We start from the raw sequence: 26,085 nt of genomic DNA on the forward strand, positions 1-26,085 counted from the left end.
TGTTGCGGGGCCCCGGTTGTCGCCGAGCTTGGGTTGTTGCGGGGCCCCGGCTGTCGCCGAGCTTGGGCTGTCGCCGGACCCCCGCCTGTCACCGAGCCAGGCCTGTCACCGAGCCAGGCCTGTCACCGCGCACCGGTGACCAACGTGTCCGCTGTAGCGTCAGGAGATCGGCTGCCCGAGGGGTCGCGCTGCCCCGCCGTCACCGGGCGGGTCGCCGCAGCCAGTGCCGCAATGCCTCGGTGACCTCCTCCGGTCGCTGTTCCATCAGGAAATGGTCGGCGTCGATACGCACCAGTTCGGCGTTCGGTATCTCGCGTGCGAGTTCTTCGGCGGTGGCCATCGGGATCGCGGGGTCCCGGATGCCCCCAGACGACAGTGGTGGGGCAGTCGATCTCGCCCAGGCGCGCACCCAGGTCCGGGCGGACCCGGACCTTGTACCCGGCCCAGAAATGGGTATACCAGCGGCGTCCCTCGGGAGTGCGCAACATGGCGAGATACTGCTCGAGCCGCTCGGGCGCGAAGGTGCCGTTGCGGACATACCGGTGCAGGCCCCAGCGGTGCACGGCGTGGATCGGGGGTGCCGTGATCAGGCGCCGGCCGAGTCCGTGCCGGGCGGCGGTGGTGAACGCGCCGAACAGCAGTGCGTAGCGCGCGACGAATGTCCGGTGGGCCCGCGAGTTGAGGATCGCCAGCCGCCGGACACGGTCCGGATGGCGCTGGGCGAGGCCAGTCCCAGGAAGCCGCCGTAGTCGTGACATGCCAGGTCGACGCGGTCGAGTGCCAGCGCGTCCAGCATGCGCGCGAGCCGGTCGACCTCGCTGTCGTAATCGCAGGGCAGGGCCGTATCGCGGGCGGAAGCACCCCAGCCGAGCCAGTCCGGCGCGATCACCCGACGGCTGTCGGACAGCGGCCCGATCTGCTCCCGCCACGCCGCGTGGGACTGTGGCCAGCCGTGTAACAGCACCAGCGGGTCGCCGGAACCCGCTGCGGCGTAACACAACCGGGCACCGTCCACAGTGGTCTCGTGCTACGCCGGTGTCCGGCGCGCGGCGGGGTCGATCCGATCGGTCGTCATCGGCTGCCTCCTTCGTCGCCCGCGCGGCCGGACTGTCGCCCTCCCACTTCCTGCGCACCTTCGCCGGGCAGACCGGCACCAGCTTCCGGCGCTACATCCAGTGGGCGCGGATGGTGCATATCGCGCGTTCCCACGCGGCGGGGCACGATCTGACCCGGGCGGCCGCGGATGCGGGGTTCGCCTCGCCGTCGCATTTCAGCGATACTTTCCGGGCGATGTTCGGGCTCACGCCCACGGCCTTCGTCCGGATCGGCGGCGAACTGTCGGTCATCGAGCGATGAAGGCAGGCGCCCCTGTCGGCGGGGAGATGACGTGGGTATATTCGGCATCGGCAACTAGTTGCTTGTGCTAATCAACTCTGAGTGGTGAAAAGGTGATGCCCATGCCCGGTTTGACCGGCCGCATCCACGGCGCCGACGGCTGGCCCGTACCCGACGCGGTGCTGACCGTGACGGATATGCGTGGTCGGCAGATCTGCCGCGCGGTATCCGACGAGAACGGCGCGGTGGCCACCGAACCGCTGCGTCCGGGCGTGCACACCGCGGTGCTGACCGCCGCCGGTTATCAGCCCGCCGCCCGGGCGGTGCAGATCTCGTCCTCGGGGTCGGGCACGCTGGGCGAGGTGGCGCTGGCCCCGGTGGTCGACGCCGTCGCCCTTCCACCGGCCGGCCCGTGGACCATCGACCCGGTCCACTCCTCGGTGATCGCCACCGCCCGTCACCTGGGCATTTCCAGTATCAAGGCGCGCTTCGCCGAGGTGAGCGGACGGCTCGATATCGCCGACCGGTTCGAACAGACCTCCGGCTACGCCGAGATCAAGGCCGCCACCATCGACACCGGTATCGAGATGCGCGACACCCACCTGCGGTCCAGCGATTTCCTCGACGTCGAGAACTACCCGCTGATCTCCTTCACCAGCAACGGGCTCAGCCGCACCGGCGGCGACACCTGGGTGATGTCGGGTGAGCTCTCCCTGCACGGACAGCGCCGGCCGGTAGATCTCGCGCTGACCTACGGTGGGTTCGGTCCGGACCCGTGGGGCGGGGTCCGGGCCGCCTTCCACGCCGAGACCACGCTGCGGCGCGACGATTTCGCCATCGACTACAACGCGGTGGTCCGTGCCGGAGTGGCGGCGATCGGTACCACGGTCAAGATCGATCTGGATATCCAGGTGGTGCAGGGCGACCAGCTCCCCGGATCGGCCTAGCGGGGAGAGCGGCGGTAGCCGGCCGGCTACCGGACAGCGCTGGTGCGCCGGTACCCGTCGGTGATGGCGCGGAGTTCCTCGGCGGTCAGCACATCCTCGATCCGGTCGAAACCCTCGGGCGCCCGCTCCGCGACCATCCGCAGGGCGTGATCCATCGGAATGTCCCGGTTGGCGAGAACGACGGAGTTCGCCGTTTCGCGGCGTGCCGATTCGTAGGCCGCCAATCCGGCGACCGGATCGCCCGCGCCGGCCAGTTCGGCGGCCACCGACCGGGCGTCGAGAATCGCCTGCGAGCCGCCGTTGGAGCCGACCGGGTACATGGGGTGCGCGGCGTCACCGAGCAGGGTGATCCGGCCGAAGCTCCAGCGCGGCAGCGGATCCCGGTCGACCATCGGGTACTCCAGGACGGTCTCGCTCGCGGCGAGCAACGCCGCCACGTCGAGGCCGGCGATCCGCCAGCCGCGGTAGTGCGGTGCGACATCGCCGAGCCGTCCGGTATGCGTCCACTCGGCCTCGCCCTGGCCGTCCTGGGGCATCCGCACCTCGGCGACCCAGTTGACGAGGACCTCGTCGCTGCCCGGTGCGGCGGGGCCGAGCGGATAGGCGACGAGTTTGGCGGCGTGATTGCTGCCGGCCATCAGCATCGAGGTGCCGGTGAGGAAGCGCGCCGCGGTCGCGACGCCGCGCCACATCCGGATTCCGTTCCAGCGCGGCGGGCCCTCCTCCGGGTACAGGTGTGCCCGTACCGCGGAGTGCAGCCCGTCGGCGCCGATCACCGCGTCCGCGGTGAGCTCGCTCGCGGTGTCGCCGCCGTGCTCGTCGATCGTGACGCGGACCTGCCGGTCTTCTTCGGTCGCGGTGACGAAACGTGACCCTGTCCGTACCGCGCCGGGACCGAGCCGGTCGTACACCGTATCCAGCAGCAACGACTGCAGCCGGCCGCGGTGGACCGAATACTGCGGCCACGGGTGTCCGGCCGCCACGCCGCGCGGCTCCCGCCAGATCTCGTTGCCGAACCGGTCGTAGTGCACCAGTTCGGAAGTGGCGACCGCCCGCGCGGCGAGCGCGTCGTGCAGCCCGAGATCGGCGAGGATCCCGGTCGCGTGCGGCAGCAGATTGATGCCGACGCCGAGCGGGCGCAGCCGCGGTACCCGGTCGATCACCTGGACCTCGATACCGGCCGCGTGCAGGCTCAGCGCCGTCGTCAGCCCACCGATCCCGGCGCCGACGATCAGCACCCTCATCGGGCCGCCGCCAACGGCACATAGGCGGGGTTGAACCGTTCGTGCAGATGCGCCACCACGGCGGACCGGTGGTCGGACAGCACGCTCTCCTTGTAGGCGCAGGGCAGGCCTTCCCCGCCACCGGCCGCGGGCCAGCGCGTGACGCCCGCGCCCAGGACCGTGCGCGCGAGGTGGCGGCGGGCCCCGGCCAGACTGTGGCCGATGGGCAGCCGTTCGTCGGTGAGCAGGGCGGTGAGTTCGTCGTCGGTGGCCACCACGGCCACGCAGTTCCACGAGACGGCCGCGCCGCCGGTGGTGACGAGGGTCGAGTGGCGCACGACCACGGGATCGGTATCGGCACAGCCGAGCGCCGTGCGTACCGCGGGGTCGAGGTCACGTCCCGTGGTGGCGTGCTGATCGGTGAGGTCGAGTGCCAGCGGGCGGCCGATCAGCGCCTCCAACAGTCTGGTCATCGATCCGTCAGCGCGCAGTAACATCCGGGTAACCGAGGGTAAATCGGATTCCGTTGCCTCCGTGAGGAATTCCGTCACCGACCAACGATACGGCGGCAGCGGCCGGGCGGCATTCCCGGCGGCGGAGATATCGGCCACGCTAAGGGTCGGCGTGGTATCGCTGGAGAAGCTGCCGATTCGCCCCATTCGCAACCAAGCGCTTGTTAGAATCCGGCGATGATCTCGACGGTCGTCTGGGGGACCGGCAATGTGGGCCGCGCCGCCGTACGGGCGGTCGACGCCCACCCCGAACTCGAACTCACGGCTGTCCTCGTGCACGACCCGGCCAAGGCGGGCCGGGACGCGGGCGACCTGGCCGGGCTCGACCGGTCGCTGGGCGTGGCGGCCACCACCGATGTGGACGCGGTGCTGGCGGCCCGGCCCGCGGCGGTGGTGTACGCCGCGTCGGGGGAAATACGGCCCGACGACGCCCTCGCCGATATCGTCCGCGCGATCGGCGGCGGCGCGGTGGTGGTGACCCCGGCGCTCTACGCCCTCTACGATCAGCGCGGCGCCCCGCCCGAGGTCCGGGAACCGGTCCTGGCCGCGATCGAATCCGGCGGGGGTTCCCTGTTCGTCTCGGGAATCGATCCCGGTTGGGGCAACGATGTGCTGCCGCTACTCGTCAGCGGTCTGGGCAGCGCCGTCGAGGTGGTCCGCTGCCAGGAGATCTTCGACTACTCCACCTACGACCAGCCCGACTCCGTGCGCTACCTGGTGGGTATGGGGCAGCCCATGGACCAGGTACCGCCCATGGTGGCACCCACGGTCCCGACCATGGTGTGGGGCGGGCAGGTGCGGCTGATGGCCCGGGCGCTCGGCGTCGAACTCGACGAGATCCGTGAATCCGTCCAGCGGCTACCCCTGGAAACCACCGTCGAGACCGCGACCATGGGCAAGTTCGAGGCCGGCACCCAGGGCGCCATGCGTTTCGAAGTGCAGGGCATCGTGGCCGGTGCGCCCCGGATCGTGGTGGAGCACATCACCCGGATCCACCCGTCGTGCGCACCCGAATGGCCCGCTCCGCCCAACGGTGAAGGGGCGCACCGAGTGATCATCGAAGGCCGTCCGCGCATCGAGGTCACCGTCGAGGCGACCGACGAGGGCGGTAACTACGCGGCCGGTGGTAACGCCACCGCCGTGGGGCGGCTGGTCGGTGCGATCGACTGGCTGGTCGCGGCCGGGCCCGGCCTCTACGACGCCCTCGATGTCCCGCTGCGCCCGGCGGCCGGAAAGCTCGGAAGGAACGCCTCATGAGAGTTGACATTCCCGAAGGCAAGGATCCCATCGGCTACGTCTGGGGCGAGATGGTGCCCGGCATCGGTATCGCCGCCTCGAACTTCTCGCTGGCGGTATACGCGCACACCACACTGGGCCTACGCGAATTCGAGGCCGCCCGGCTGCGGATCGCCCAGATCAACGGCTGCGTGTTCTGCCTGGACTGGCGGACCGAACGCGACGGACAGAAGGTGGAGGAGGGTTTCGACGCTGCTGTCGCCGACTGGCGCGGCACCGAGGTGCTCGACGACCGGGCCCGGCTGGCCGCCGAATACGCCGAACGCTACGCCCTGGACCACCACAACCTCGACGAGGATTTCTGGTCCCGGATGACCGCGCGCTACAGCCAGGCCGAGATCGTAGAGCTGAGCATGTGCCTGGGCTCCTGGCTCGCCTTCGGCCGGCTCAACCATGTGCTCGGACTCGACGCGGTGTGTGTGCTCCCCGGACATTCGGCCCCGAGTGCCCCCGGCGCCCGTCCTGGAGCCTGAGCCGGTTCCCGCCCCCGGGACCGGTGCGATGAACGCGCGGCGTCCTGGGTAACTGCGGGGTATGAAGACTCGAGGCCGTATCGCCGAACCCTGGGGTGCACGCACTTGCTACGGTCCGGGGCTGTACGAACTCCGCGCCGAGGACCGAGGTGGCCGGTGAAACTGCATATTGTCATCGAGGAACTGCAGTTCTCCGAGCGGGAACTCGCCGGGGAACTGGCGGCCGTCGCGGTCCGGCACCGGGCCGAGTACGAGATCCACCAGACCGCCCGGGATCTGGCCGGCTCGTCGCAGGACCATCTCCGCGAATTGGATGCGCTCGCCCCCCGGTTCGGGGCGGCGAAAGGTCACGGTCGGCGCCACCTGCGGGTCCGGCTGCCCCGCGCGCGCCGGCTGCGCGGAACGGTCGGGCGGCCACCGGACCCGGGGCTACGGCTCCTGCGGGATCTGCGCCGGCTGCATCAGCTCGCGGCGGGTGTGTCGGTGGATTGGGAGTTGCTCGCCCAGGGCGCGCAGGCGGCCCGGGAACCGGAACTGCTGGACCTGGCCGCGCAGTGCCATCCGGGTACCCTGCGCCAGCTGCGCTGGACCAACGCCATGCTGAAGGGGCTCTCACCTCAGATCCTCGCGGGCTGAGTCGCGGCCGGTGGCAAGCGGCCGAACCGGTGCCCGGCCGGCTGTGTCGGCTCCGCGAACCCGGGTATGCCGCACACCCCGACGGACAGCGAGGTGAACGGATGCGGGTGATAGTCACGGGGGCCACGGGAAATGTGGGTACCGCGGTGCTCGAACAGCTGAGCGGTACCGGGACGGTGGATTCGATCGTGGGTGTGGCGCGGCGGAAACCGGAGCATGCGCATCCGGAGGTCGAATGGGCGGCGGCCGATATCCGCTCCGCGGATCTGGTGTCGCTGTTCCGCAGCGCCGACGCGGTGGTCGACCTGGCCTGGGTGTTCCAGCCCACCCGCCGGCCCGGCGATACCTGGCGGACCAATGTCGGGGGGACCGGTCGGGTGCTCGCCGCGGTGGCCGCGGCCGGGGTGCCCGCGCTCATACACGCCTCCTCGGTCGCGGCCTACTCGCCCGCGACCGGTGACGAGCCGGTCGACGAGAGCTGGTCGACCGACGGCTGGCCGGGAGCGTCCTACGCGGTCGAGAAAGCCTATGTGGAGCGGTTGCTGGACCTCTTCGAATTCGAACATCCGGACTGCCGCCTGGTCCGGATGCGCCCGGCGTTCACCTTCCAGCGCGCCTCGGCCGCACAGCAGCGCCGGCTGTTCGCCGGCCCGCTGCTCCCCGACCGGCTGGTCCGGCCGGGACTGCTACCGCTGTTGCCCTATCCGCGCGGGCTGCGCTTCCAGGCATTGCACAGTGCCGACGCGGGCCGTGCCTATACGGCGGCGGTGCTCTCCGGCGCGCGGGGCGCGTTCAATATCGCGGCCGAACCGGTCCTCGACCGCGCCGAGCTCGCGCGGCTGCTGGGTGTGCGTACGGTCGAAGTGCCCCCGTGGCCGGTCCGGACCGCGCTGGCCGGCGCCTGGCATCTACGCCTGGTGCCCGCCACGCCCGGCCTGTTCGACGCGATGATGCAGTTGCCGATCATGGACACCACCCGGGCCCGGACGGAACTCGGCTGGCAGCCGCAGGTCACCGCGACCGACGCGCTGCGCGAGTTCCTCGAAGCCCTGCGCGAACACCGGGGTGGCGACACCCCGCCGCTGGCCCCCGACGCCGGGGGAGTGGCGCGCCACCGTGAGTTCACCTCCGGGGTCGGGGGTCGCGATCCGGTCGACGACCGGTTGTGTGATCGCGACCCGTCCGGGTAGCCGCGCCCTATGGCTACTATCGCTCCCTTACCGAAAGAACGTATAGGCGCACCGCTACGGGCCGTGGTGACCGGCTCCGATTCGGGGATCGGCCGGGCAATCGCGGTGGCGCTGGCCGGCGGCGGTGTCGATGTGGGGATCACCTATCACTCGGACGAGGCCGGTGCCCGGCATACCGCGGGACTGGCCCACGACCGGGGCGCGCGCGCCGCTGTCCGGCAGATGGATCTGGACGACCTGCCCACGAGTACCGCCGCCGTGGACGAACTCGCCGCCGAACTCGGCGGAGTGGATGTGCTCGTGAACTGCGCCGGTACCGGCTCCGCGCAGAAGGCGATGGATATGGACTTCGACACCTGGCGGCATGTGCTGTCGGTCGACCTGGACGGCGCCTTCCTCTGTACGCAACGCGCCGTCCGGCATATGACGGAGGCCGGCCGCGGCGGGCGGATCATCAATATCACCAGCGTGCACGAGCACGCACCCAAGGTCGGGGCGGCGCCCTACTGTGCGGCCAAGGCGGGCCTCGGCGCCCTGACCAAAGTGCTGGCGCTGGAACTGGCCGAACACGACATCACCGTGAACTCGGTGGCCCCCGGGGAGATCGCCACCCCGATGACCGGGCAGGAGGACGCCGATCCACGCGAACAACCCCGGCCGGGGCTGCCGCTGGGCCGGCCCGGCCACGCCGAGGAAGTCGCCTCCGTGGTGGCTTTCCTGGCAACCCCCGCCGCGGGATATGTGACCGGAGCGTCCTATGTCGTCGACGGCGGCATGCTGCTGATGGGGCCGCAGTCCAGCCAGCTCGTCAGGGACGAGGGCTGGCGTGATCCGAAGGGAGACTCATGATGACAGATCGACTGACACTCGCTCCGGTGTCGGCGCTGGTGCGCGGCGCGTTCGACGCCGGCGCCCATCTCCGGCACGCCCGTTTCTTCCACCCGCGCGGCGTCCGGCTCGCCGGCCGGTTCCGCGCCGAACCCGAATTCACCCGGCTGTTCGGCGACGGCGACCGCGCGACCATCGGGCGCCTCTCCAAAGGGGTGGGCACCCCCGGCGGCATCCCGGACATCCTCGGCCTCGCCTTCCGGGTGCTCGACATCAACGAGAAACCCTGGGATTTCGCACTGGCGACCACCGGACAGCGCCCGGTCGCCCGGCTGTCCCTGACGGTCGCACGCGGCTGGGACAGCGCCCGGTTCGGCAGTCTGCTGCCCTACCAGTGGGACGATTCCGCTCCGCTCTGGGTGCTCGCCGAGCCGGACCCGGGGCTGCCCACCGGCACCTCGCTCTCGACCCTGACCCGGCATGTGCACGAGCACCAGATCGGGTACACGATCTCGGTCGCCGGTTACGGGCCCGCGCGCCAGACCGTCGGCCACTTGGCGCTGCGCGCCGCGGACCCGGGTGAGCATCGCACCGACTTCTACGATCCCGTGCTCAACCATCCCGCCGATGTGGCCCTGCTGCCCCGCGCGGTCCAGCGGCTGCGGGAATCGGCCTACGACGGCAGCCGCCGTGGTCGCGGCATCGAGGACCGGGAAACCGGCCGGGTCGAGGTGGACCCGCACCGGTGACGGCGGGCGGGAGGAAATCGGCGGCGAGCTGTTTGCGCGGCGGCGTCCGGGAAAACACGCGACCATGAACGAAACCGAGGACCCCGGCACGGAATCCCCCGAGATCGCCGAGTGGGCGAGCAGTTCGATTCCGTCGACCGGCGAACAACTGGACGAAGACGAACTGGCCGCCGACCCGCTCGAGGAGGGCATGGATCCGCCCGACCACTGGTCGGCCGCGGACCGGTACGCCACTACGCCGCGGGAGCAGCGAGAGGGTGAACCGATGGAGCGCCGACTGGCGGAGGAGGAGCCCGATATCGTGCCGGAGGGCCAGCGTTCGGCCAGCCGGCCCGACGCGCAGCGACCCTGAGCAGTTCGGGGACGGACAGCCCCGGTGACGCGACCGGCGTCGGCCCGGTCGGCAATTCGGCAGTTCACGGTCGGGGCACCGACGCTGCTGCGCGGCGGCGGACGCCGTGTGCAGTGCCCGGTGCTACCAGTCGTCACGGCGGCGCGAGGCGAGGCCGGGACCTCCTCCCGGACCAAGAGCCTGGTCGGTACGAGTTCAGTGCGGTGGTTGTCTCGCCCGGTGCTCGTCACCGGGCGGGCAACGGCGCGGTCCGAGCTTCGTCGGCCGTGTCACACGCGAGTCGGGCGGGCACCGGGTCCAGGGCGCGAGCGCTCAGTGCCGCGTCCAGGTGGGCTGGGCGAAATCCGCGACCCGGGCCGCCTTCGGTTCGCTGCCCAGCAGCACCACTTCGCGGAACTGCCAGAGCATGGCGCCGGTGGGGGCGTGGATCGTCATATTCGGGCCCAGGCGCATCTGCAGCAGACCGGGTTCACCGGGCGGGGCGTCGACCGCCGGGGCGCCGTCGTGCATCCGGGCGGAGTCCGGCAGCACCCAGTGCGGTGTGTCGTCGGCGGCCAGCCGGTCGAAGGCGGCCCGGTGCACCGAATGGACTTCGTCCGCGTTCGGCTGTAGGCGCGTGATATCGGACAGCGTCGCCACCAGGGGAGTGATGGCGAACCCGGAGCTGGCCGGAAAATCGTCGAGGGTGCCGAGTACATCCTCGGGGCCGGTCGTCAGCCCGAGTTCTTCGTGCAGTTCGCGCAGGGCGGCCTGCTGCGTGGTCTCGCCCGGTTCGACGCGGCCGCCGGGCAGCGCCCACTGCCCGGCATTGCGGCCGCGATAGGCACGTTTGATGACCAGCACCGACAGCGATCCGCCGGTATCGACCACGCACAGCACCACGGCGGCCCGGCGCAATCCGTCGGTATCGGGTACCGCGATCCGCGGGAACACTGCCAGCCGGGCCCGGGCGAGGGTGCGGAAATCGTGGAGATTGTCGGGGACCCGCGGTCCCGGGTCTGTTCCCATACGTTCGATCATGCACCATCGGCCGGCGGCCGCCGGGCGGTGGGCGCGGCGTTCACATCCGCCGCATCACCGAGACGACCTTGCCCAGCACCACCGCGTGGTCGCCGTCGAGCACCTGATAGGCAGGGTTGCGCGGTTTCAGGTACACGTGACCGGCGCGGCGGCGGAACACCTTGACCGTCGCCTCCCCGTCCAGCATCGCGGCGACGATCTCCCCGGTCTGCGCGTCGGGCTGGCGGCGCACCACCACGATATCCCCGTCGCAGATGGCCGCGTCCACCATCGAATCGCCGCGCACCCGCAACCCGAACACGGTCCCGTGGCCCACCAGTTCCCGTGGCAGCGTGAGCACATCGTCGGTGTGCTCGTCGGCGAGGATCGGCGTACCCGCCGCGATATCGCCGACGACGGGGACCGCGACGGCGTCCCGGGCGGGTTCCGCCTCGGCACCGGCGTTCAGGAACAGCCGCACGTCCATCGGTCGGGAGACCCCGTCACCGCGGCGCAGGAATCCCTTCTCCTCCAGGCTCTTCAGATGCTTCGACACCGACGACGAGGAACGCAGCCCGACGGCGGCACCGAGCTGCCGGGTATTCGGCGGGTAACCGTGCCGCACCACCCATTCCCGTATCGCCGCGAGGATGCGGCGCTGGCGTTCCGGCAGGGTCGAGGTGTCGAGGTGGTCGTATTCGGTCACCGCGACATCGTATGACCAGGCGTGACAGCTGCTTACGGGGTATCCGTCCTTGCCGCCTTGCCGCCTTGCCGCCTTGCCGCCTTGCCGCCTTGCCGCCTTGCCGCCTTGCCGCCTTGCCGCCTTGCCGCCTTGCCGCCTTGCCGCCCTGCCGGGCTGCGGGTCTGCCGGGCCGCGGGATAGCCGGCCTGCGGGTCTGCCGGGGCGCCAGGCTGCGGGGCCGCCGGGCTCAGCTCGCTGCGTAGGGCTGTGCCGCGCGGGCGGTACGCAGCGCCTCGCCCCACCAGACGAGCTGGTCGAGCAGCGTGGTGGCCGCGGTCTCGGCGCCGGCGCCGGGTGCGAGCGCGCCGGTATCGTCCCGCTGCCCCCAGGGGTTGTGGAAGCTGACGGTGTCGCGGACGGTGACGGCGTGCAGTTCGGCGAACACCGTGCGCAGGTGCTCGGTCGCGCGCAGGCCGCCCGAGATACCGCCGTAGCTCACGAAACCCACGGGTTTGGCCTGCCATTCCGCGTGGTGCAGGTCGATGAAGTTCTTCAGGGTGCCCGGATAGCTGTGGTTGTACTCCGGTGTGATCACGACGAAGGCGTCGGCGGCGGCGAGCGTCTCCCGGCTCCCGGCGAGGCCGTCGGCGGGCGCGCCGAAGGTGTGCGGTAGTTCGGTATCCGCGATATCGACGGTGGTGGGTGCCAGGTCGGCGCGCAGCGATGCCCTGGTCAGGAACCAACTGCCGACGGCGGGTGCGAAGCGGCCGTCGCGGCTGCTGCCGATGATGACCGCGACGCGCAGGGGTGTGCCGGTGCCGGATGCGGCGGCGATATCCATATTTCCTCCAGGGGTGTGCCGAGCGGCGGTTACGCCGCTCCGGCAACCACTCTGAATCCTCAACTATTATTCAGGTCAAGTCCGGATTCCGGCCTCCTGTGACAGACGTTCGCCGGCGGGTATGCCGACGATAGAACGTGGCGCATCACGGAACGGTTGCGTGAGCTCTACACTGGCGCGGTCGGCGAGTCGACGTTCTAGGCTGGTACCGGACGGCGTATGCCCTGGCACGAGGGAGCACATGGATATCGCGGAGGCGCCACAGCCGGTGTACCGGCAGGCCCGCTTTGCCGATCTCGAGGACATCGCGGCCGTCGAGGCCGAGGTGTTCGGTGAACCGTACCTGTACCTGATGCTGCGCCAGCTCTATGATCTGCACGGTTCGGAATGGCTGGTCGCCGAGGTCGCGGGGACGGTCATCGGGTACGCGCTCACCCTGGAGAAGTCCGGGCGGGCGCTGCTGTTCACCTTCGCGGTGGCCAAGCGGTATCAGGGTGCCGGTTTCGGCCGCGCGCTGCTGAACCAGACCCTGCACGTATGCCGGGAACTGGGCACCGACACGGTGTACCTCACGGTCCGGCCCGACAATCATCCCGCCGGAAATCTGTTCAAACAGGCCGGTTTCGAGTTCGTCGAACACGACGAGCGCTATTTCGGGCCCGGGGAGCCCCGCGACGTCTACGAATTCCGCCTCCATCCCTGAACGCTAAACTGGTTCGTATGGGCGAGATCTCGCCGTTCGTGGCGTCGGTCTCCACCCGGATCGCCAGGCACGCAGCGGCTTACACCGCCGAGCTGGATGCCGCCGCGCATCCCGAGCGGATGTCACTGAACACCTTCGTTGTGCACGTCGAAGCCGTTCTCGACGATTACGATCCGCCCAGCGCGCGCCGCCGGCACTCCGACGCACTGGTCTTCCCGCACCTCTACGGCGCGGCCCGCGATCCCCGCCCCGACGAGGAGGGCTGGCGGGTGCCCAGCGCGGTACCGGCCGCGCTCATGGCCGCCGAGGTCGAGTTCCGCGGCCCGCTGCGACTCAGCGCCCGGCAGAACACGCTGCTGGCCGAGGAATACGAGGCGATCGGTGCGCAACTGTCGGCGGTGGGCCTGGCCACCCACGCGGCCCTGGCGTTCCGCCGCGCCATGGCGCTGTACCGGGTGAACGAGGACGACGAGGCCGAGGACCGCTGCGGCCTGCACCTGGCGCGTGCGAACACCCGCGGACTACCGCACGGACTGCGGCGCTGGGCCGGACAGGGGTCCTATCTCCTGTGTGGCCACGGGTACCGGCCCTCGTGGTTGCTGGGCTGGGTGATCCTGCAGATGCTGCTGTTCACCGGGGTGGCCTTGCTGGTGGGTGGTCAAGCGGTCGACCACATGATCTATATGGGCGTCACCGGTTTCCTGAATCCGCCGGGTCCCGGTGATACGCAGGACCTGCCCGGCGCCATCCGGACGCTCTTCGTCATCGAGGCGTGGACCGGCGCGGTATCGATGTCGGTGTTCTTCGCGCTGCTGGTCCGGAAATGGTTCCGGATGTAGCCGGAGCGACGGGTGCGGGCGGTCACCAATCCGCGTCGAAAATCTTGTGCCGCAATGCCGACAGCGTGGCGACCGCGATATTGTCGCGTAACCGGCCCACCAGTGTGTTCCACTGCCTGGAGAAGCCCGGATCGTTCTGCAGATCCTTCCACAGCGCGCGTAGCACCGGCGGCGTATGCGCGCCCGGCATCCACAGCCCGGCCAGATGTTCGAGAGCGGGCGCGAGAATATCGATCCGTTCGCGGCTGTGCGGGGCGAACCGGTCGGCTTCGTCGAGCGCGTCGGCCAGTACGGTCAGCAGCCAATCGTGCGCGGCCAGATCCTCGCAGAAACGTTGCGCCGCATCCAGATCGGTTTCGTCGCGCACGATCAGCCGCACCGAGCGGACGGTCTCGTCGTCCAGGTGCAGGGTCGCGGCCGGACCGCTGCTGCCGCCGACCCGGGCCGTCCAGCGCAGCCGGGTCGTCCCGGCCTGCACCGGTGGGTTCTGGTCCAGCCGGGAGTCGGCGCGGACCCGGGCCAGCAGCCGTTCGCTGATCGACGCCAGGTCCAGCGGGGCCGTCCCCGGCAGTGGGTCGGCGGCGAGATAGCTGTCGGCCAAAACATTACCGGCCGCCATCCGCTCGGGAATCCGGGTGACGACCTCGGTGACCCCCTTCTGGCTGATGTAGTGGGACCAGGTCTGGCGGCGGCGTTCCGCGGCCCGCACCACCCGGGTGCGCGCCGAGGACTGCAGTACCCGCCCGCCGGTCAGCGCGAGACCGGTGGCCACGGTGCCGACGATCCGGGCGGGCTGCTCACCCAGCCGGAGATCGCAATCGACCCCCACCGCCGTGGTCGGGGACAGGCCCAGCGTGCCCGGTCGCTCCCGCCATCGCACGCCGCAGCCGGGCAGCAGGGCCAGCAGTTCCCCGGCCTCGGCTCGGGTCAGCGCGGTGGCCGACGGCAGCAGGCAGGTGCGTACCTCACCGAGGTCGACCAGGGGCGTCGTCGCGGCCATCTCAGGACCCGTCGAGTAGCAGGTGGGACAGCCGCTCGCTGATCTTGCGTGAGACCGTCACGTCCTCGGCCGCACCGGTCGCGATGACCTGCGCGAGTACGTCCTCGTCCAGGTCGAGATGGTCGAGCACCAGCCGTACCGCGTGTTCGATACCGAGATAGCGTTTGGGCAGCATCGACAGGGTCTGATACGCCGCGAACGGCGCCGCGTCCGGGGTGAGCTGCACGACCGGCGGCACCTCGTGCCAGCGGCGCGGCCACGGCTCCCCGTGCCACTGCTGCGGATCCACCACGGCGGCCCCGTGATACCGCAGCATGCCGAGCCGCAGTAGATGCCAGACCGCGGCCAGGAACGGGCATGACCAGCGGGTCACCGTGACGCCGTCGACGAGCCGGCTGCTCCACAACTGCACGTCCAGGAAGATGGAATGCTCGCGGCGGCCGAACTCCTCGGGCGGTTCGTAGGTGCGTCCGCGCATGGCCTGCGCCGGTTCGTGTTCGGAGGACCGGCGGCCGTTGCACAGCCACCCGGATTGCGCGGTCGGCGGCCGGCGCCCGGTATCGGGCGGCGCCGGTTCGGCGACGATCCGCGCGGCCACCATCTCGGCCACCGGTATCGGCTCACCCAGCGGCACGCCGTCCATGAACTGCGAGGTCTGCCAGCAGCCCGACTCGCGGGCCAGATAGTCGATGGTGAGCCCGGCCGCGTCGGCGGCGGTGAGCAGTTTGCCGAGGACTTCCGCGGGATCGGTATCGGGCTGGAAGTAGTCGTCGATCAGATAGCACGTGCTGACCCGGACATCCGGGCCGAACCGGACGCGGGCGGATTCGGTGAACGCCGCGACCAACGGCACTATCCGGCGGAACTCCTCTTTCACCCGCCCGAGATCGCCGAGGAGGTCGTTGAGATAGAAGTGCCCGACCTCGATGGACAGATGCGAGAGCGGAACCGGGGCGACCCAGGGCTGTTCGGTGGCCTCGGTGTAGACCTGCCTGTCCCGCATCTAGAGCCTCTCCCAGCTGGCGACGTCCATCAGGCGCCGCGCGAGTTCGGTGTAGGCCTGCGCCGTTTCGTGGTTGGCGATATGGGCGTTGACATCGCTGTCCAGGATCAGCTGCTCCCGCCACTGCAATACCGGTTCCATCGGCGTGGCGCCCAGTACCGCGGTCGCGCCCAGCCGGTTGGCGGTGGCCAGCCGACGCAGCGCGACGTCCTGTTCCTGCAGCCATGCCGCCTGCGCCGCGCGCTGCGCGGTGAGATGCGAGTTGGCGGCGGGTACGGCGGTGCGGATATAGCGGGTCGAGCCCAGCAGTTCGTCGGGATCGTGCCCGCAGGCGGCGCCGGTCTGCAGCAGCCCGTGCGGACCGTAGACCAGCCCGGCTGCCGCCAGGATGTGCTGGCGGGTCCAGCGGTGGAAGATCAGCCAGCGCGCCGTCCGGCGGCGCAACTGCGGGAGCGCGGTCGCCTGCAGCGCGATCTCCAACGCGACCGACCGGCCCGCGCTCAGATCGACGAACACCACCCGGAACTCCTGTTCCAGCGCCACCAGCAGTTCGGCACAGCGGGTCACCACCGCGTCGTCGGCGGTGAGGAATTCGGCACCGCCCTCGTCACCCGGGAACAGGACCAGCCGTCCGGAGCGGGGGGCGACCCGTTTGAGTTCGGAGCGATCGGTGGCGGTGCCGATATCGACCCGGGCCGCCGTCCCGGTCTGTCCGAGCAGATAGGAGTGCACCCCGCCGTCGGCGACGCCCCGCTCGACCGTGCCGATCTCGAACAGCGCACCGGCGGTCGGTGACCCGAAGTCGAAATCCACATAGGCGACATTCCGGCCCGACATACACAACCGGTACGCGATATTGCAGCTGGTCACCGAACGCCCGGTGCCGCCCTTGTCGGAGGTGGAGAATACGAGCACCCGGACCCCCCTACCGCGTCGCATCCTGGCGCGCGTACGCCAGTTCGTCGAGCTGGATCAGCGCCTGGGTGGCCAGACTGTAGGCGGTACCCGGACGCTCGTGCAGCACCCCGCGGGCCCGGTCCAGCGATTGCCGGATACGGTTCACCGCCGCCTGCTTCGGGGTCAGATCATCGCCTTCGACCTCGAGCTCCTCCTGGTTGAGCAGATGTTCCGCCTCGCTCAGCAGATCGACGGCGCGGGCGACCATGGTCGCCGGGGCCAGCGGGGGTTCGCGGAAGGTGTCGTAGGCGATCACCAGACATTCCATGATGCGCTCGGTGACGAACCAGGACGGGCCGGCCGGGACCGCGAACTCCGGGCCGAGCAGGGCCGCCGGATCGTCCCACAGACCGGCCGCCGGGCCGTCGCGCTGGATTCGCCCGTCGAGATGTTCCATCGCCGCCTCGGCGAGCGCCATCAACTGATCCCGGGTGTCGACATCGGTGCGCAGGCGCGCCGCCTGCAGGCAGCGTTTGAGCATCATGGTCACGAAATCCGGGACATACCATTCGAGAACGGAGCCGCCGCCGATATCCTCGCTCCCGGCCAGACCCAGCCGGACACCCGGGAAGTGCAGGACCGCGGCCGCGTCCCCGGCGGTGAGACGGCTGGTGATCCGGCCCCGGCGGGCCAGCTGATCGAAAACCGCCACCGTCCGGGCCAGGTCCTCCGTGCTGTCCCGGTAGACCAGGTCTTGGATGAGGATGGCCGTGACGGTGAGACTGAAATAGTCCGATTCCTCGCCGTCGGAGGTGCGCCAGGGAATGTCCTCCAGCGGCCAGCGGCCGCCACCGAACCGGGCCACCGTGGACCAGTAGTTGCGGGCCAGTTCGAACCGCAACTGCAGGGCGTCGGCGAGTGTGCGCTGCTCGTCGGTCAGCAGGTCCAGCTCCCGGATGCGCTGGGAGGACAGATCGATGATGCCGTCGAGGGCGACGGCGGTGAAGTACAGGTAGGGACGGGGTTCGGCGTGCCCGGCCGCGTGGCCGACCTCGCCGGGGACGAACTCGATGGGTTCGGCGGTGCGCACGATGCCCCAGCCCCAGCCGCATTCGAAGAGCCGCTCGTCGTCGGCGACGTCCACCTCGGCGGTCTGGCTGAGCCGGACCTCGTTGGCCGCCTGGACCCGCAGCCGTTCCAGCCGTGCCGACAGGCGCCGGATCACCTCGTCGGCGGGGGCGTGGTTCTGATTGATCATATGCAGGATCGACTGCCCGGCCTCGGACTTCGGCTCGGGCGTGTGGATGACGAAACTGCGCACCAGACCGGCCATCGCGGCGGTGAGCCGGATCCCGACCGTATCGATCACCAGCGGAATGCGTTCGCTCAACTGCCGTGCCTCGCGCCGCACCTCACCGCCGACGAAACGCTGGAATCCGCGCAGGAAACGCAGCGCCGCGATACACAGGCTCAGCGACATGGAATAGGAGTCGACGATCCCCAGGGCGAGCTGTTCCTCGGTGAGCGGGCGATCACCGGCCGCGCGCAGGTAGGAGCCTGCCGCGAAGACCGGTTGCCCGTCGGGGCCGGTGTAGCGCCGCAGGTAGTCCTCGAGCAGGCCGACCAGTGCGCCGCCGATGCGGGTCTCCTCGCCGAAGGGGTGGAGGGCCCGCCGGGCGTCGGCCGCCATATCGTCGGGCTGGTCCAGGGCGAAGGCCTCGAGTTCGGCCGCCGGGTACAGCAGGCACAGCAACTGTTCGGCGTCGCTGATCGAATTGCTGCCGTCGCGGCCGCCCCAGGTCCAGGTGCCGCCTCGATAGGAACAGGCGAGCACGGCCCGCCACAGGTCCAGCAGCTGTTGCCGCGGCCTAATTCTCATATTCTGTGTCCTCGCCCCCGCGTTCGATCGGCGCGTCGAACGTCGTCACCTAGAGTGTGCCCCGAATTCGTTCGCCGGGACAACTATTCGGCCGGTTCCACGTTTGCCGCGGGATAATTTGCGCGGCAATCGCTTCCGATCGTCCCGGCCGGAGATCCGGTGCGCGGTCCGCGACCGGCCTCGCCGCCTCGCCACCCCGGGTTCCCGGCTCGATCGGTCCGCGCTCGGCATTGCGCGGGTCCGGAACGCGCGGGTGGCAGCAGACTGGTATGCCATGGACCAGTTGGTGCTGACTTTCGTGATCCTGTTCGCCGCGGTGCTCGCCGAGGCGATCGGGCGGCGGATCGGTGTCGCCTCGGCGGTGCTGATGACACTGTTCGGTGTCGCGCTCGCGCTGCTGCCGTTCGTACCGCAGATCGCGATCCCCCCGCACCTCATCCTGCCGCTGGTCCTGCCCCCGCTGCTCTACGCCGCGGCCCGGCGTACTTCGTGGCGTCAGTTCGCGGAGAGCTGGGAGCCCATCGTGTTACGGGCCGTCGGACTGGTCCTGGCCACGGTGGCGGCGGTGGCGGCGGTGTTCCACGCCTGGTATCCAGGCCTGCCGGTGGCTGCGGCCGTCGTGCTCGGGGCGATCGTCGCACCGCCGGATCCGGTGGCGGCGACTGCGCTGGCCGGTCGTCTCGGACTGCCGCGCCGGCTTGTGGTCGTACTCGGCGGTGAGGGATTGTTCAACGACGTCACCGCGATCGTCGTCTACTCGGTCGCGGTCGACGCGGTGCTCACCGGACATTTTTCGGGGCCGCGGGCGGCGGGCGAGTTCGTGGTGTCGGCCGTGGTCGCTGTGGCGGTCGGCCTGGCGCTGGGTATGGCGGGAAGCAAACTCACCCGCTATCTGGCCGAAGCGAGCGCGCAGGTCGCGCTCAGCCTGCTGCTGCCTTTCGCGGCCTACGGTCTCGCGGAGTCCTGGGGTGGTTCGGGCGTGCTGGCGGTGCTGGTGTGCGCGCTGTACTTGACCGACGCGGTCACCGAATTCGCCGACGCCGACTATCGCGTGGTCGGCGACTCGTTCTGGGAGATCACCGAGCTGCTGATCAGCGGTTTCGCCTTCGGGCTGATCGGTTTGGAGCTGAGTGCGGTGCTCGCGGCCACCGGGAACAGCTGGCCGCAACTGCTCGGGGGCGCGGGCGCGGTACTGGCCGTCGTGGTGGGGCTGCGGCTCGTCTGGCTGATGACGACCTGGTGGCTGCGCGAGAAGTTGTGGCACGACGAGGACGCCGACGAGCCCCACACCTGGCGGGAAACGGTGGTGACATGGTGGACCGGTATGCGCGGGGTCGCCACGGTGGCACTGGCGCTGGCCATACCGCTGTCGACCGAGGCAGGCGCGGAGTTCCCGGGCCGCACCGAGATCCTGTTCACGGCATTCGCGGTGGTCCTGTTCACCTTGCTCGTGCAGGGCCCGACGCTTCCGCTGGTCGTCCGGCTCACCGGTGTCCACGCCGACACGCTCGCCGAACGCCGCCTCGAACGGCAACTGTGGGAGCGAGTGGTCCGGGCCGAACTGGCCCGCCTCGAGGAGTTGGCCGACGCCGAGCAGGTACCCGAGGAACTCCGTGAGCGGCTGCGGGAAGGTATCCGGCGCCGGCTGGCCCGGGCCGATCCAGAAGCGGCCGACGAGGACGCGCGCGCCCGCGCCGAGCGGGAGGCGCGGATGACCGTCGCCGTCAGGCGTATCCGCGCCGAGGTGACCGAGGCCGGTCGGCGGGAAGCGCAGGCCGCCCGGCGTGAACCGGGTATGCCCCCGGACCTGGTCGACCGGGTGACCCGGCGTCTGGATCTGGGGCCGGGCCGGTGATCCGCGCGCCGGGGGTCACCGCCGCGCGGAGTCGTGAATGTAGGTGAGGTCCGCCAAGAACTCGGTATACGCCGCATCGCGATCCGGGGCGCGCAGCACCGACGAGGGATGCACCGTACCGGTCACCCGGAAGTCCGGGCGTTCGACGGTGCGGCCGCGCAGCGAGCCGACCGTGGCCGACGGGCCCAGTACCGCTTTCGCCGCCACCGCGCCCAGGCAGACCACCAGATCCGGGGCGATCAGATCCAGTTCGGTGGCCAGCCAGGCCGAGCATGCGACGACCTCGGTCCGGCTGGGCTGTTTGTGGATCCGGCGCCGCCGGGAACGAACTCGGCGGCGCCGACCGGTTTCGGTGCCCGGCGGCTGTTCGTGGCCGCACGGGCGGCGGGGCTCATCGGCGGTCTACTTGCCCAGGGCTTCGGCCAATTCGTTCTTGGTCATCTTGGAGCGGCCCTTGATATTGCGGCTCTTGGCTTCGTTGTACAGCTGGTCGCGGGTCCGGCCCTTGGGCTTATCGGTCCCCGAGCGCAGGCCGCCGCGCCGCTGCGGTGAGATATCGCGGGTCGAGGAGCGGCTCGCTGTTTTCGTCTGACCGGCCTGGGCGCGGTTCTTGTTGACCGTCCGCGCACCGATTTCCTTCGCACGTTCGGTGCTCGCCCCGCGATCCTCGGCGGAATCCTTGATGTGCTCGTACTGCCGTTCCTGTTTGTCGGTCCATTCCTTCGGCATGACACACCTCCTGTCTGCCCGGCCGTGTACCCGCGTACAGCCGGGGCAATCAGCATGCGGTCGTCCGCGGGTCGTGGGGCGTCCTACCCAGGCCGCACGGCAGTATGCAGAGTTTTTCGAAGGTCCGGCGTGTCGGCGTCCCTACTACCGCCCGCCCGGCTCCCGGGTCAGTGCGGCATGGTGGTCCCGCATGGCGGAGATGACCGCGGAGAGCACCCGGTGGGCGGCGGCGAGATCGGTGGTGGGCAGGCCGGCGAGCGCCGAACGGGTGCGCCTGCCCAGTGGGTGGAAGAATTCGCCGGCCACCGACATGCCGTGTTCGGAGTAGTGCAGCAGCACCCGACGGCGGTCGCCGGGATCGGTTTCGCGGTGGATATGACCCGAGGCGATCATCCGTTCGACCAGGTAGGTGATCGCGGCCGGGGACAGGCCCATGAGTTCACGCAGCTGTCCGGCGGTGAGCGGCCGGCCCTCGGCTTCGGCGGTGGCGACGTGCATGAGCGCACGGAAATCGGTGCTGCGCAGGGAGTGCGAATGGGCGAACAGATGCCCGATCTGCTCGGACACCGCGGTCAGCGCGCGGATATCGGTGGCGATCTCGGTTTCGGCGTGCTCCCGGGGCGCGCTGTCCGTTTTCGCCGAGGGTTCGTCTCTCACCTACGCCGTCCTTTCCTGATCCCGCTCGCAAGAGTGTAGGTGCCGCGGCCGCCGTCCTTGCCGATTATTTCAGTTTCTGAAATAGTTGCCGGGTGAATGCCTGGGAACGCTTCGCCACCGTGGTCACCGGCCGCCGCTCGTGGGTCCTGCTCCTCGCCGTCCTCGCCGCCGCCTGCGCGGTGATCGTGGGCGTCGGTGGAAACGACGACGCGGATCAGGCGCCGACCTCGGTGCCGCAGGATTCCGAAGCCGCGCGGGTCGACGCCGCGGTGGCGGAATTCCCGGGCGGCCGGGACGCGCCGGCGATCCTGGTGATCACCCGGACCGACGGCGCGGAACTGACCGATTCCGACCGCGCCGCCGCCACGACGACGGTTCAGGAGGTCTCCGGTACCGGCGCGGACGCGCTCGTGGTCGCGCCGGACGGGAAGGCGGCACTGGGACGTGCGACGGTGTCCGCCGACCTGAACGGAGCGGATCTGGCCACCGAGATCGACCGGCTGCGCCAGATGGCCGCCGAGCACGCGCCCCCCGGCCTGACCGTGCAGATCACCGGCGGCCCGGCGTTCGGCGCCGATATCGCCGACTCCTTCGCCGGTGCGGACGTGACCCTGCTGGCCGTCACCGCGCTGGTGGTCGCGCTATTGCTCATCGCCACCTACCGCTCGCCGGTGCTGTGGCTGGTACCGCTGCTGGTGATCGGTCTCGCCGACCGGACCGCCACGAGCATCGGCACCGCGCTCGCCCGCGTCACCGACCTCTCCTTCGACGGCTCCACCGCGGGCATCACCAGCGTTCTGGTGTTCGGCGCGGGCACCAATTACGCGCTCCTGCTGGTTTCCCGCTATCGCGACGAACTGCACGGGCACCGCGACCACCGCGCCGCGCTGCGTGCGGCCGTCCGCCGCGCCGGACCGGCGATTCTGGCCAGCAATGTGACCGTGGTGCTCGCCCTGTGCACGCTGCTGCTCGCGACGCTGCCCAACACTCGTTCGCTCGGCCTGATGGCGGCCGCCGGCCTGCTGGTCGCGGTGGTCTTCGTCCTGCTGGCGCTACCGCCCGCCTTGGCTCTGTGTGGCCGGAAGATCTTCTGGCCCTTCGTTCCGCACGCGAGTGCCGACGGGACCGCGGCGCACGGCGTGTGGCATCGCATCGCCACCAGGGTGGTGGCCCGGCCCGCCGTGGTCGCCGGCGGGGCGATCGCGCTGCTGGTCGTGTGTGCGGCGGGTCTGACCGGCGCGGATATCGGGCTGTCGCAGACCGAACAGTTCCGGGTCCGGGCCGAATCGGTGGATGGCCTGGATGCCCTTGCCGCCCATTTCCCGTCGGGCGCTTCCGATCCGACCGTCGTGCTCACCCGGCACGACGCCGCCGCGGCGGTCCGTCCGGCGCTGGAGGCCGCCCCGGGCGTCTCCGCTGTGGTGCCCGCGGGTGGTCACGAGGGCTCGGACCGGTGGATGGTCACCCTCGAGGCCGCTCCCGAATCCGAGGCGGCCTATACGACGATCGAACAATTGCGCGGCACCTTGGCCGCGATACCCGGCGCCGAGGCCATGGTCGGCGGGAGCGACGCGAAAGCGCTCGACACCCGCGACGCCGCCCGGCACGACCAGCTGCTGGTGATCCCGCTGATCCTGGTGGTGGTTTTCGCGGTGCTGCTCATCCTGCTGCGGGCGCTGCCCGCCGCGGTCCTGCTGATCGGCGTCACCGTGCTGAGTGCCCTGGCCGCCCTGGGGCTGGGCAGCCTGGTGAGTACGCATCTCTTCGGCTTCCCCGCACTGGATACCACGGTGCCGCTGTTCGCCTTCCTCTTCCTGGTGGCACTGGGTATCGACTACACCATCTTCCTGGTGACCCGGGCCCGGGAGGAAACCCCGGGCCACGGCACCGTCGACGGTATGGTGCGTGCGGTCTCGGCGACCGGCGCGGTGATCACCAGTGCCGGAATCGTCCTGGCGGCGGTGTTCTGCGTCCTGGGTGTGCTGCCGCTGATCACGCTCACCCAGCTCGGCATCATCGTCGGAATCGGCATCGTGCTCGACACCTTCCTGGTGCGCACGGTCGTCATCCCCGCACTGTTCGCCCTGGTGGGCCCGAAGGTGTGGTGGCCCAGCGGTTTCGGCGGCAACGGCCATCCGGCGCCCGCCACCGAACTCGCGGAACAGCGGCAGTAGGGGAGGATCGGCCGCCGATCAGTGAGTCACCCTGATTCACACCGTCCTGATAGGTAGGAACCTGAATCCTGTTTGTACGATTCAGAGGCAGGACGGTAGAGCGCATGGCATCGAATATGCAGCGTGCACGGCGGTAGCAGCGGAGCTTGCCGCCACGGCGATGGATGGTCGCCGACATGATCGGGGCCCGTCGGCCTCAACCAGTCGAGAACGACGCCGGACAATGGGTGCCCGCTGCGCGCGGTCACCGGCGATCGTTGCACCGGCATCCCCGAACTCGCGGCCACCGAGCACGGGCCCGTCCTCGCCCGCTCATCGAACTCGGCGCGCGCCGCGACCGCGACACGGCCGACAACGCCCGGCCGACCGTATTGACGCAGGGGATGACCGACCGGCTGCTCGCCGGCGCCGTGGGCGAGGTCTACGAAGAGGTGCCGCTCCCGACGTGCTGACGCGCATCCCCTCCCGCACCGGCCCCCGGCCCTACCCTCGGCGCGCAGTGCGTGCCGGTTTTCCCGACGGGGGCCCGGGTACGCAACCGGTATCACGTGCGGAAGGAGGGCCGGACCATGGCGGCCGACGGAGTAGAGGGATTGCGGACGGTAGTACTGGACTGCCCGGATCCGTGGAAGCTGTCCGAGTTCTATCTCGGATTGCTCGGTGGGGAAGTGGTGAGCGCGGAAAGCGACGACACCTGGGTCGCCATGGTCGACCCGCAGGGCCGGCGGCTGGCGTTCCAGTTGTCGCCGGAGTATCGGCCGCCCCGGTTCCCGGATCCGGCCGGTTCGCAGCAGGTCCACTTCGATGTGCTGGTCAGCGATGTGGAGGTCGCCGAACCGGCAGTTCTGGCGCTCGGCGCCACATTCGTCCACGCGGAAGAGACATTCCGGGTCTACACCGACCCGGTCGGGCACACGTTCTGCCTGGTCTGGTTCGCGTGACCGCCGCCGCGGTCGCCCTGTTCACCCGCGATCTGCGGGTGCGGGACAACCCGGTGCTCACCGCGGCGCACCGGGAGGCCGCGACGGTGGTCCCGCTCTTCGTTCTCGACGAGGCCATCCTGTCCGGTCGTTCCTGCCCGCCCAACCGGGCGCATTTCCTGGCGGCCGCCCTGCGCGAACTCGACGACGAACTCCGTGCGCTCGGCGGCCGGCTCGTCGTCCGCGCCGGAAACGTCGCCGACGAGGTGGCGCGGGTGGCGGAGACGGCGGACGCGCCGGTCGTCCATATCGCCGCCGATGTCAGTGCCTACAGCCGCCTGCGGGAGCGGCGGCTGCGTGATCGCCTGGCCCGCGACGGTCGCGAACTGCGGGTCCACACTGCCTCGCTGACCGTTGTGCCGCCCGGCGATCTGGTGCCCGCCGGCAATGATCACTTCGCCGTGTTCACGCCCTATCTGCGGCGCTGGACCAGCGACCGGCATCGGGCGGCGCTGCGCGCGCCGCGCCGCCTCGAGCTGCCGGAGATCGCCGCCGGGACGCTCCCGGAGCCGGGCGAGCTCACTGCGGGAGAGCCCTCTCCCGAACTGTCGGTCGGCGGCGAGAACACGGGCCGGAAGATACTGCGCGACTGGCTTTCCCGCAGCCTCGACGGCTACGCGTCCGGCGGCGACGAGATGGCCGCCGACACCACCTCACGGCTGTCTCCCTACCTGCATTTCGGCTGTCTCTCGCCGGGCGAGGTGGTGCGCCGCGCCGGTGATTCCACCGAGGGCGCCGCCGCGTTCGTCCGGCAGGTGGCCTGGCGCGACTTCCACCACCAGGTGCTGGCCGCCCGGCCCGGCGCGGCATGGGCCGACTATCGCGCGCGGGATATCCGCTGGCGCGACGATGAGCAGGCGCTCGAGGCCTGGCGCGAAGGACACACCGGTATCCCGATCGTCGACGCCGGGATGCGGCAATTGCGCGCACAGGGCTGGATGCACAATCGCGCCCGCCTGATCACCGCGAGCTTCCTCGCCAAATCGCTGCGGGTGGACTGGCGGGCCGGAGCGCGACACTTCCTGTACTGGCTGGTCGACGCGGACCTGGCGAACAATCAGCTCAACTGGCAATGGGTCGCCGGAACCGGAAACGACACCCGCCCGAACCGGGTGCTCAATCCGCTGCGCCAAGCCGACCGCTACGACCCGCACGGCGACTACGTGCGACGCTGGGTACCGGAACTCGCCGATATCGAAGGCCGGGCGATCCACCGGCCGTGGCGGCTCGGCACGGACTATCCGGCGCCGATCATCGAGTTTCCCGGGATGTGACGCGACGATGCCCGGACCGCGCGGCCCGG

The 26,085-nt window shown here is 70.3% G+C and carries 29 protein-coding genes; 15 read left to right on the forward strand and 14 right to left on the reverse strand.

The window, feature by feature from the left end; all coding sequences use genetic code 11:
- Window positions 1–199: 199 nt before the first annotated feature.
- Window positions 200–340, reverse strand: a complete 141-nt coding sequence (locus tag ACLML9_RS15475) for an alpha/beta fold hydrolase (RefSeq protein ID WP_411946182.1) — start codon at window positions 338–340, stop codon at window positions 200–202.
- 246 nt (window positions 341–586) lie between these two features.
- Window positions 587–1,000: an alpha/beta fold hydrolase gene (locus tag ACLML9_RS15480; RefSeq protein ID WP_411946183.1), complete on the reverse strand. Its 414-nt coding sequence runs from the start codon at window positions 998–1,000 to the stop codon at window positions 587–589.
- 35 nt (window positions 1,001–1,035) lie between these two features.
- Between ACLML9_RS15480 and ACLML9_RS15485 the strand changes: the two genes are divergently transcribed.
- On the forward strand, window positions 1,036–1,356 hold the full coding sequence (locus ACLML9_RS15485; protein ID WP_411946184.1) for a helix-turn-helix domain-containing protein: 321 nt from the start codon (window positions 1,036–1,038) through the stop codon (window positions 1,354–1,356).
- Between the two features lie 101 nt (window positions 1,357–1,457).
- Entirely contained in the window at window positions 1,458–2,282 is an 825-nt protein-coding gene (locus ACLML9_RS15490; protein ID WP_411946185.1) for a YceI family protein, read from the forward strand.
- A 26-nt stretch (window positions 2,283–2,308) separates the two neighbouring features.
- Here the strand turns inward: ACLML9_RS15490 and ACLML9_RS15495 are convergent, their stop codons facing one another.
- Window positions 2,309–3,526: a flavin-dependent oxidoreductase gene (locus ACLML9_RS15495; protein ID WP_411946186.1), complete on the reverse strand. Its 1,218-nt coding sequence runs from the start codon at window positions 3,524–3,526 to the stop codon at window positions 2,309–2,311.
- A complete protein-coding gene (locus tag ACLML9_RS15500; RefSeq protein ID WP_411946187.1) occupies window positions 3,523–3,978 on the reverse strand; it encodes a hypothetical protein in 456 nt (151 codons plus the stop codon). The genes ACLML9_RS15495 and ACLML9_RS15500 overlap by 4 nt, the downstream gene beginning before the upstream one ends.
- Window positions 3,979–4,194: 216 nt before the next feature.
- Between ACLML9_RS15500 and ACLML9_RS15505 the strand changes: the two genes are divergently transcribed.
- The 7 genes from ACLML9_RS15505 to ACLML9_RS15535 all read left to right on the forward strand — a co-directional run bounded on the left by ACLML9_RS15505 (window position 4,195) and on the right by ACLML9_RS15535 (window position 9,541).
- Window positions 4,195–5,274 (forward strand): dihydrodipicolinate reductase, encoded by a 1,080-nt coding sequence (locus ACLML9_RS15505; protein ID WP_411946188.1) that lies wholly within the window; start codon window positions 4,195–4,197, stop codon window positions 5,272–5,274.
- A complete protein-coding gene (locus tag ACLML9_RS15510) occupies window positions 5,271–5,786 on the forward strand; it encodes a carboxymuconolactone decarboxylase family protein (RefSeq protein WP_411946189.1) in 516 nt (171 codons plus the stop codon). Before ACLML9_RS15505 ends, ACLML9_RS15510 begins: the two co-directional genes overlap by 4 nt.
- Before the next feature lie 156 nt (window positions 5,787–5,942).
- On the forward strand, window positions 5,943–6,422 hold the full coding sequence (locus tag ACLML9_RS15515) for a hypothetical protein (protein WP_411946190.1): 480 nt from the start codon (window positions 5,943–5,945) through the stop codon (window positions 6,420–6,422).
- A gap of 101 nt (window positions 6,423–6,523) precedes the next feature.
- Window positions 6,524–7,612 carry an NAD-dependent epimerase/dehydratase family protein gene (locus ACLML9_RS15520; RefSeq protein ID WP_411946191.1) on the forward strand — a complete coding sequence of 363 codons (1,089 nt, stop codon included), beginning with the start codon at window positions 6,524–6,526 and terminating at the stop codon, window positions 7,610–7,612.
- A 9-nt stretch (window positions 7,613–7,621) separates the two neighbouring features.
- Entirely contained in the window at window positions 7,622–8,461 is an 840-nt protein-coding gene (locus ACLML9_RS15525) for an SDR family oxidoreductase (RefSeq protein ID WP_411946192.1), read from the forward strand.
- The gene (locus tag ACLML9_RS15530) at window positions 8,461–9,189 is read left to right on the forward strand and encodes a phosphodiesterase (protein ID WP_411946193.1); all 729 of its coding nucleotides are present in this window, start codon (window positions 8,461–8,463) and stop codon (window positions 9,187–9,189) included. Before ACLML9_RS15525 ends, ACLML9_RS15530 begins: the two co-directional genes overlap by 1 nt.
- Window positions 9,190–9,253: 64 nt before the next feature.
- Window positions 9,254–9,541, forward strand: a complete 288-nt coding sequence (locus ACLML9_RS15535) for a hypothetical protein (RefSeq protein WP_357769776.1) — start codon at window positions 9,254–9,256, stop codon at window positions 9,539–9,541.
- Window positions 9,542–9,853: 312 nt separating this feature from the next.
- On the opposite strand, the gene ACLML9_RS15540 is transcribed toward ACLML9_RS15535, so the two are convergent.
- The 3 genes from ACLML9_RS15540 to ACLML9_RS15550 all read right to left on the reverse strand — a co-directional run bounded on the left by ACLML9_RS15540 (window position 9,854) and on the right by ACLML9_RS15550 (window position 12,066).
- Window positions 9,854–10,549: an NUDIX hydrolase gene (locus ACLML9_RS15540; protein ID WP_411946194.1), complete on the reverse strand. Its 696-nt coding sequence runs from the start codon at window positions 10,547–10,549 to the stop codon at window positions 9,854–9,856.
- Between the two features lie 52 nt (window positions 10,550–10,601).
- Window positions 10,602–11,246, reverse strand: coding sequence for a transcriptional repressor LexA (gene lexA / locus ACLML9_RS15545; protein WP_411946195.1), 645 nt, complete (start codon window positions 11,244–11,246; stop codon window positions 10,602–10,604).
- A 226-nt stretch (window positions 11,247–11,472) separates the two neighbouring features.
- Complete coding sequence (locus ACLML9_RS15550; protein WP_411946196.1) at window positions 11,473–12,066, reverse strand: NADPH-dependent FMN reductase; 594 nt, start codon at window positions 12,064–12,066, stop codon at window positions 11,473–11,475.
- A gap of 241 nt (window positions 12,067–12,307) precedes the next feature.
- Between ACLML9_RS15550 and ACLML9_RS15555 the strand changes: the two genes are divergently transcribed.
- Together ACLML9_RS15555 and ACLML9_RS15560 are read left to right on the forward strand one after the other, a co-directional pair.
- A complete protein-coding gene (locus ACLML9_RS15555) occupies window positions 12,308–12,769 on the forward strand; it encodes an N-acetyltransferase family protein (RefSeq protein WP_411946197.1) in 462 nt (153 codons plus the stop codon).
- A gap of 17 nt (window positions 12,770–12,786) precedes the next feature.
- Window positions 12,787–13,608: a hypothetical protein gene (locus ACLML9_RS15560; RefSeq protein WP_411946198.1), complete on the forward strand. Its 822-nt coding sequence runs from the start codon at window positions 12,787–12,789 to the stop codon at window positions 13,606–13,608.
- A 22-nt stretch (window positions 13,609–13,630) separates the two neighbouring features.
- Here ACLML9_RS15560 and ACLML9_RS15565 read toward each other — a convergent pair whose 3' ends face one another.
- Genes ACLML9_RS15565 through ACLML9_RS15580 form a run of 4 tightly spaced genes read right to left on the reverse strand, consistent with a single transcriptional unit; the run spans window position 13,631 to window position 18,387 of the window.
- Window positions 13,631–14,608 (reverse strand): SCO2521 family protein, encoded by a 978-nt coding sequence (locus tag ACLML9_RS15565; protein WP_411946199.1) that lies wholly within the window; start codon window positions 14,606–14,608, stop codon window positions 13,631–13,633.
- A 1-nt stretch (window position 14,609) separates the two neighbouring features.
- Window positions 14,610–15,611 (reverse strand): SCO2522 family protein, encoded by a 1,002-nt coding sequence (locus ACLML9_RS15570; protein ID WP_411946200.1) that lies wholly within the window; start codon window positions 15,609–15,611, stop codon window positions 14,610–14,612.
- Window positions 15,612–16,550 carry an SCO2523 family variant P-loop protein gene (locus ACLML9_RS15575; RefSeq protein ID WP_411946201.1) on the reverse strand — a complete coding sequence of 313 codons (939 nt, stop codon included), beginning with the start codon at window positions 16,548–16,550 and terminating at the stop codon, window positions 15,612–15,614.
- The gene (locus ACLML9_RS15580) at window positions 16,537–18,387 is read right to left on the reverse strand and encodes an SCO2524 family protein (protein ID WP_411946202.1); all 1,851 of its coding nucleotides are present in this window, start codon (window positions 18,385–18,387) and stop codon (window positions 16,537–16,539) included. Before ACLML9_RS15580 ends, ACLML9_RS15575 begins: the two co-directional genes overlap by 14 nt.
- Window positions 18,388–18,640: 253 nt before the next feature.
- On the opposite strand from ACLML9_RS15580, the gene ACLML9_RS15585 reads away from it, so the two are divergent.
- Complete coding sequence (locus ACLML9_RS15585; RefSeq protein ID WP_411946203.1) at window positions 18,641–20,242, forward strand: Na+/H+ antiporter; 1,602 nt, start codon at window positions 18,641–18,643, stop codon at window positions 20,240–20,242.
- Window positions 20,243–20,257: 15 nt separating this feature from the next.
- Here the strand turns inward: ACLML9_RS15585 and ACLML9_RS15590 are convergent, their stop codons facing one another.
- The 3 genes from ACLML9_RS15590 to ACLML9_RS15600 form a co-directional block, all read right to left on the reverse strand.
- Entirely contained in the window at window positions 20,258–20,551 is a 294-nt protein-coding gene (locus ACLML9_RS15590; RefSeq protein WP_411946209.1) for a uracil-DNA glycosylase family protein, read from the reverse strand.
- 93 nt (window positions 20,552–20,644) lie between these two features.
- A complete protein-coding gene (locus tag ACLML9_RS15595) occupies window positions 20,645–20,971 on the reverse strand; it encodes a plasmid stabilization protein (protein ID WP_411946204.1) in 327 nt (108 codons plus the stop codon).
- A 144-nt stretch (window positions 20,972–21,115) separates the two neighbouring features.
- A complete protein-coding gene (locus ACLML9_RS15600) occupies window positions 21,116–21,628 on the reverse strand; it encodes a MarR family winged helix-turn-helix transcriptional regulator (protein ID WP_411946205.1) in 513 nt (170 codons plus the stop codon).
- 92 nt (window positions 21,629–21,720) lie between these two features.
- Here ACLML9_RS15600 and ACLML9_RS15605 point away from each other — a divergent pair, with 92 nt between their 5' ends.
- The 3 genes from ACLML9_RS15605 to ACLML9_RS15615 all read left to right on the forward strand — a co-directional run bounded on the left by ACLML9_RS15605 (window position 21,721) and on the right by ACLML9_RS15615 (window position 26,056).
- Window positions 21,721–23,802: an MMPL family transporter gene (locus ACLML9_RS15605; protein WP_411946206.1), complete on the forward strand. Its 2,082-nt coding sequence runs from the start codon at window positions 21,721–21,723 to the stop codon at window positions 23,800–23,802.
- A 569-nt stretch (window positions 23,803–24,371) separates the two neighbouring features.
- Complete coding sequence (locus ACLML9_RS15610; protein WP_411946207.1) at window positions 24,372–24,743, forward strand: VOC family protein; 372 nt, start codon at window positions 24,372–24,374, stop codon at window positions 24,741–24,743.
- Window positions 24,740–26,056, forward strand: a complete 1,317-nt coding sequence (locus ACLML9_RS15615) for a cryptochrome/photolyase family protein (protein WP_411946208.1) — start codon at window positions 24,740–24,742, stop codon at window positions 26,054–26,056. The genes ACLML9_RS15610 and ACLML9_RS15615 overlap by 4 nt, the downstream gene beginning before the upstream one ends.
- The last annotated feature ends 29 nt before the right edge of the window (window positions 26,057–26,085 follow it).

Origin of the sequence: Nocardia sp. NPDC002869, assembly GCF_046764065.1 — a bacterium.
GTDB lineage: Bacteria > Actinomycetota > Actinomycetes > Mycobacteriales > Mycobacteriaceae > Nocardia > Nocardia rhamnosiphila.

Coding starts and splice junctions, on each gene's coding strand:
- ACLML9_RS15475 (WP_411946182.1), bottom strand. CDS start 340: ATGGCCACCGCCGAAGAACTCGCACGCGAGATACCGAACGCCGAACTG.
- ACLML9_RS15490 (WP_411946185.1), top strand. CDS start 1,458: ATGCCCGGTTTGACCGGCCGCATCCACGGCGCCGACGGCTGGCCCGTA.
- ACLML9_RS15495 (WP_411946186.1), bottom strand. CDS start 3,526: ATGAGGGTGCTGATCGTCGGCGCCGGGATCGGTGGGCTGACGACGGCG.
- ACLML9_RS15500 (WP_411946187.1), bottom strand. CDS start 3,978: ATGACCAGACTGTTGGAGGCGCTGATCGGCCGCCCGCTGGCACTCGAC.
- ACLML9_RS15505 (WP_411946188.1), top strand. CDS start 4,195: ATGATCTCGACGGTCGTCTGGGGGACCGGCAATGTGGGCCGCGCCGCC.
- ACLML9_RS15510 (WP_411946189.1), top strand. CDS start 5,271: ATGAGAGTTGACATTCCCGAAGGCAAGGATCCCATCGGCTACGTCTGG.
- ACLML9_RS15520 (WP_411946191.1), top strand. CDS start 6,524: ATGCGGGTGATAGTCACGGGGGCCACGGGAAATGTGGGTACCGCGGTG.
- ACLML9_RS15525 (WP_411946192.1), top strand. CDS start 7,622: ATGGCTACTATCGCTCCCTTACCGAAAGAACGTATAGGCGCACCGCTA.
- ACLML9_RS15530 (WP_411946193.1), top strand. CDS start 8,461: ATGACAGATCGACTGACACTCGCTCCGGTGTCGGCGCTGGTGCGCGGC.
- ACLML9_RS15535 (WP_357769776.1), top strand. CDS start 9,254: ATGAACGAAACCGAGGACCCCGGCACGGAATCCCCCGAGATCGCCGAG.
- ACLML9_RS15540 (WP_411946194.1), bottom strand. CDS start 10,549: ATGGGAACAGACCCGGGACCGCGGGTCCCCGACAATCTCCACGATTTC.
- ACLML9_RS15550 (WP_411946196.1), bottom strand. CDS start 12,066: ATGGATATCGCCGCCGCATCCGGCACCGGCACACCCCTGCGCGTCGCG.
- ACLML9_RS15555 (WP_411946197.1), top strand. CDS start 12,308: ATGGATATCGCGGAGGCGCCACAGCCGGTGTACCGGCAGGCCCGCTTT.
- ACLML9_RS15560 (WP_411946198.1), top strand. CDS start 12,787: ATGGGCGAGATCTCGCCGTTCGTGGCGTCGGTCTCCACCCGGATCGCC.
- ACLML9_RS15565 (WP_411946199.1), bottom strand. CDS start 14,608: ATGGCCGCGACGACGCCCCTGGTCGACCTCGGTGAGGTACGCACCTGC.
- ACLML9_RS15570 (WP_411946200.1), bottom strand. CDS start 15,611: ATGCGGGACAGGCAGGTCTACACCGAGGCCACCGAACAGCCCTGGGTC.
- ACLML9_RS15575 (WP_411946201.1), bottom strand. CDS start 16,550: ATGCGACGCGGTAGGGGGGTCCGGGTGCTCGTATTCTCCACCTCCGAC.
- ACLML9_RS15580 (WP_411946202.1), bottom strand. CDS start 18,387: ATGAGAATTAGGCCGCGGCAACAGCTGCTGGACCTGTGGCGGGCCGTG.
- ACLML9_RS15595 (WP_411946204.1), bottom strand. CDS start 20,971: ATGCCGAAGGAATGGACCGACAAACAGGAACGGCAGTACGAGCACATC.
- ACLML9_RS15610 (WP_411946207.1), top strand. CDS start 24,372: ATGGCGGCCGACGGAGTAGAGGGATTGCGGACGGTAGTACTGGACTGC.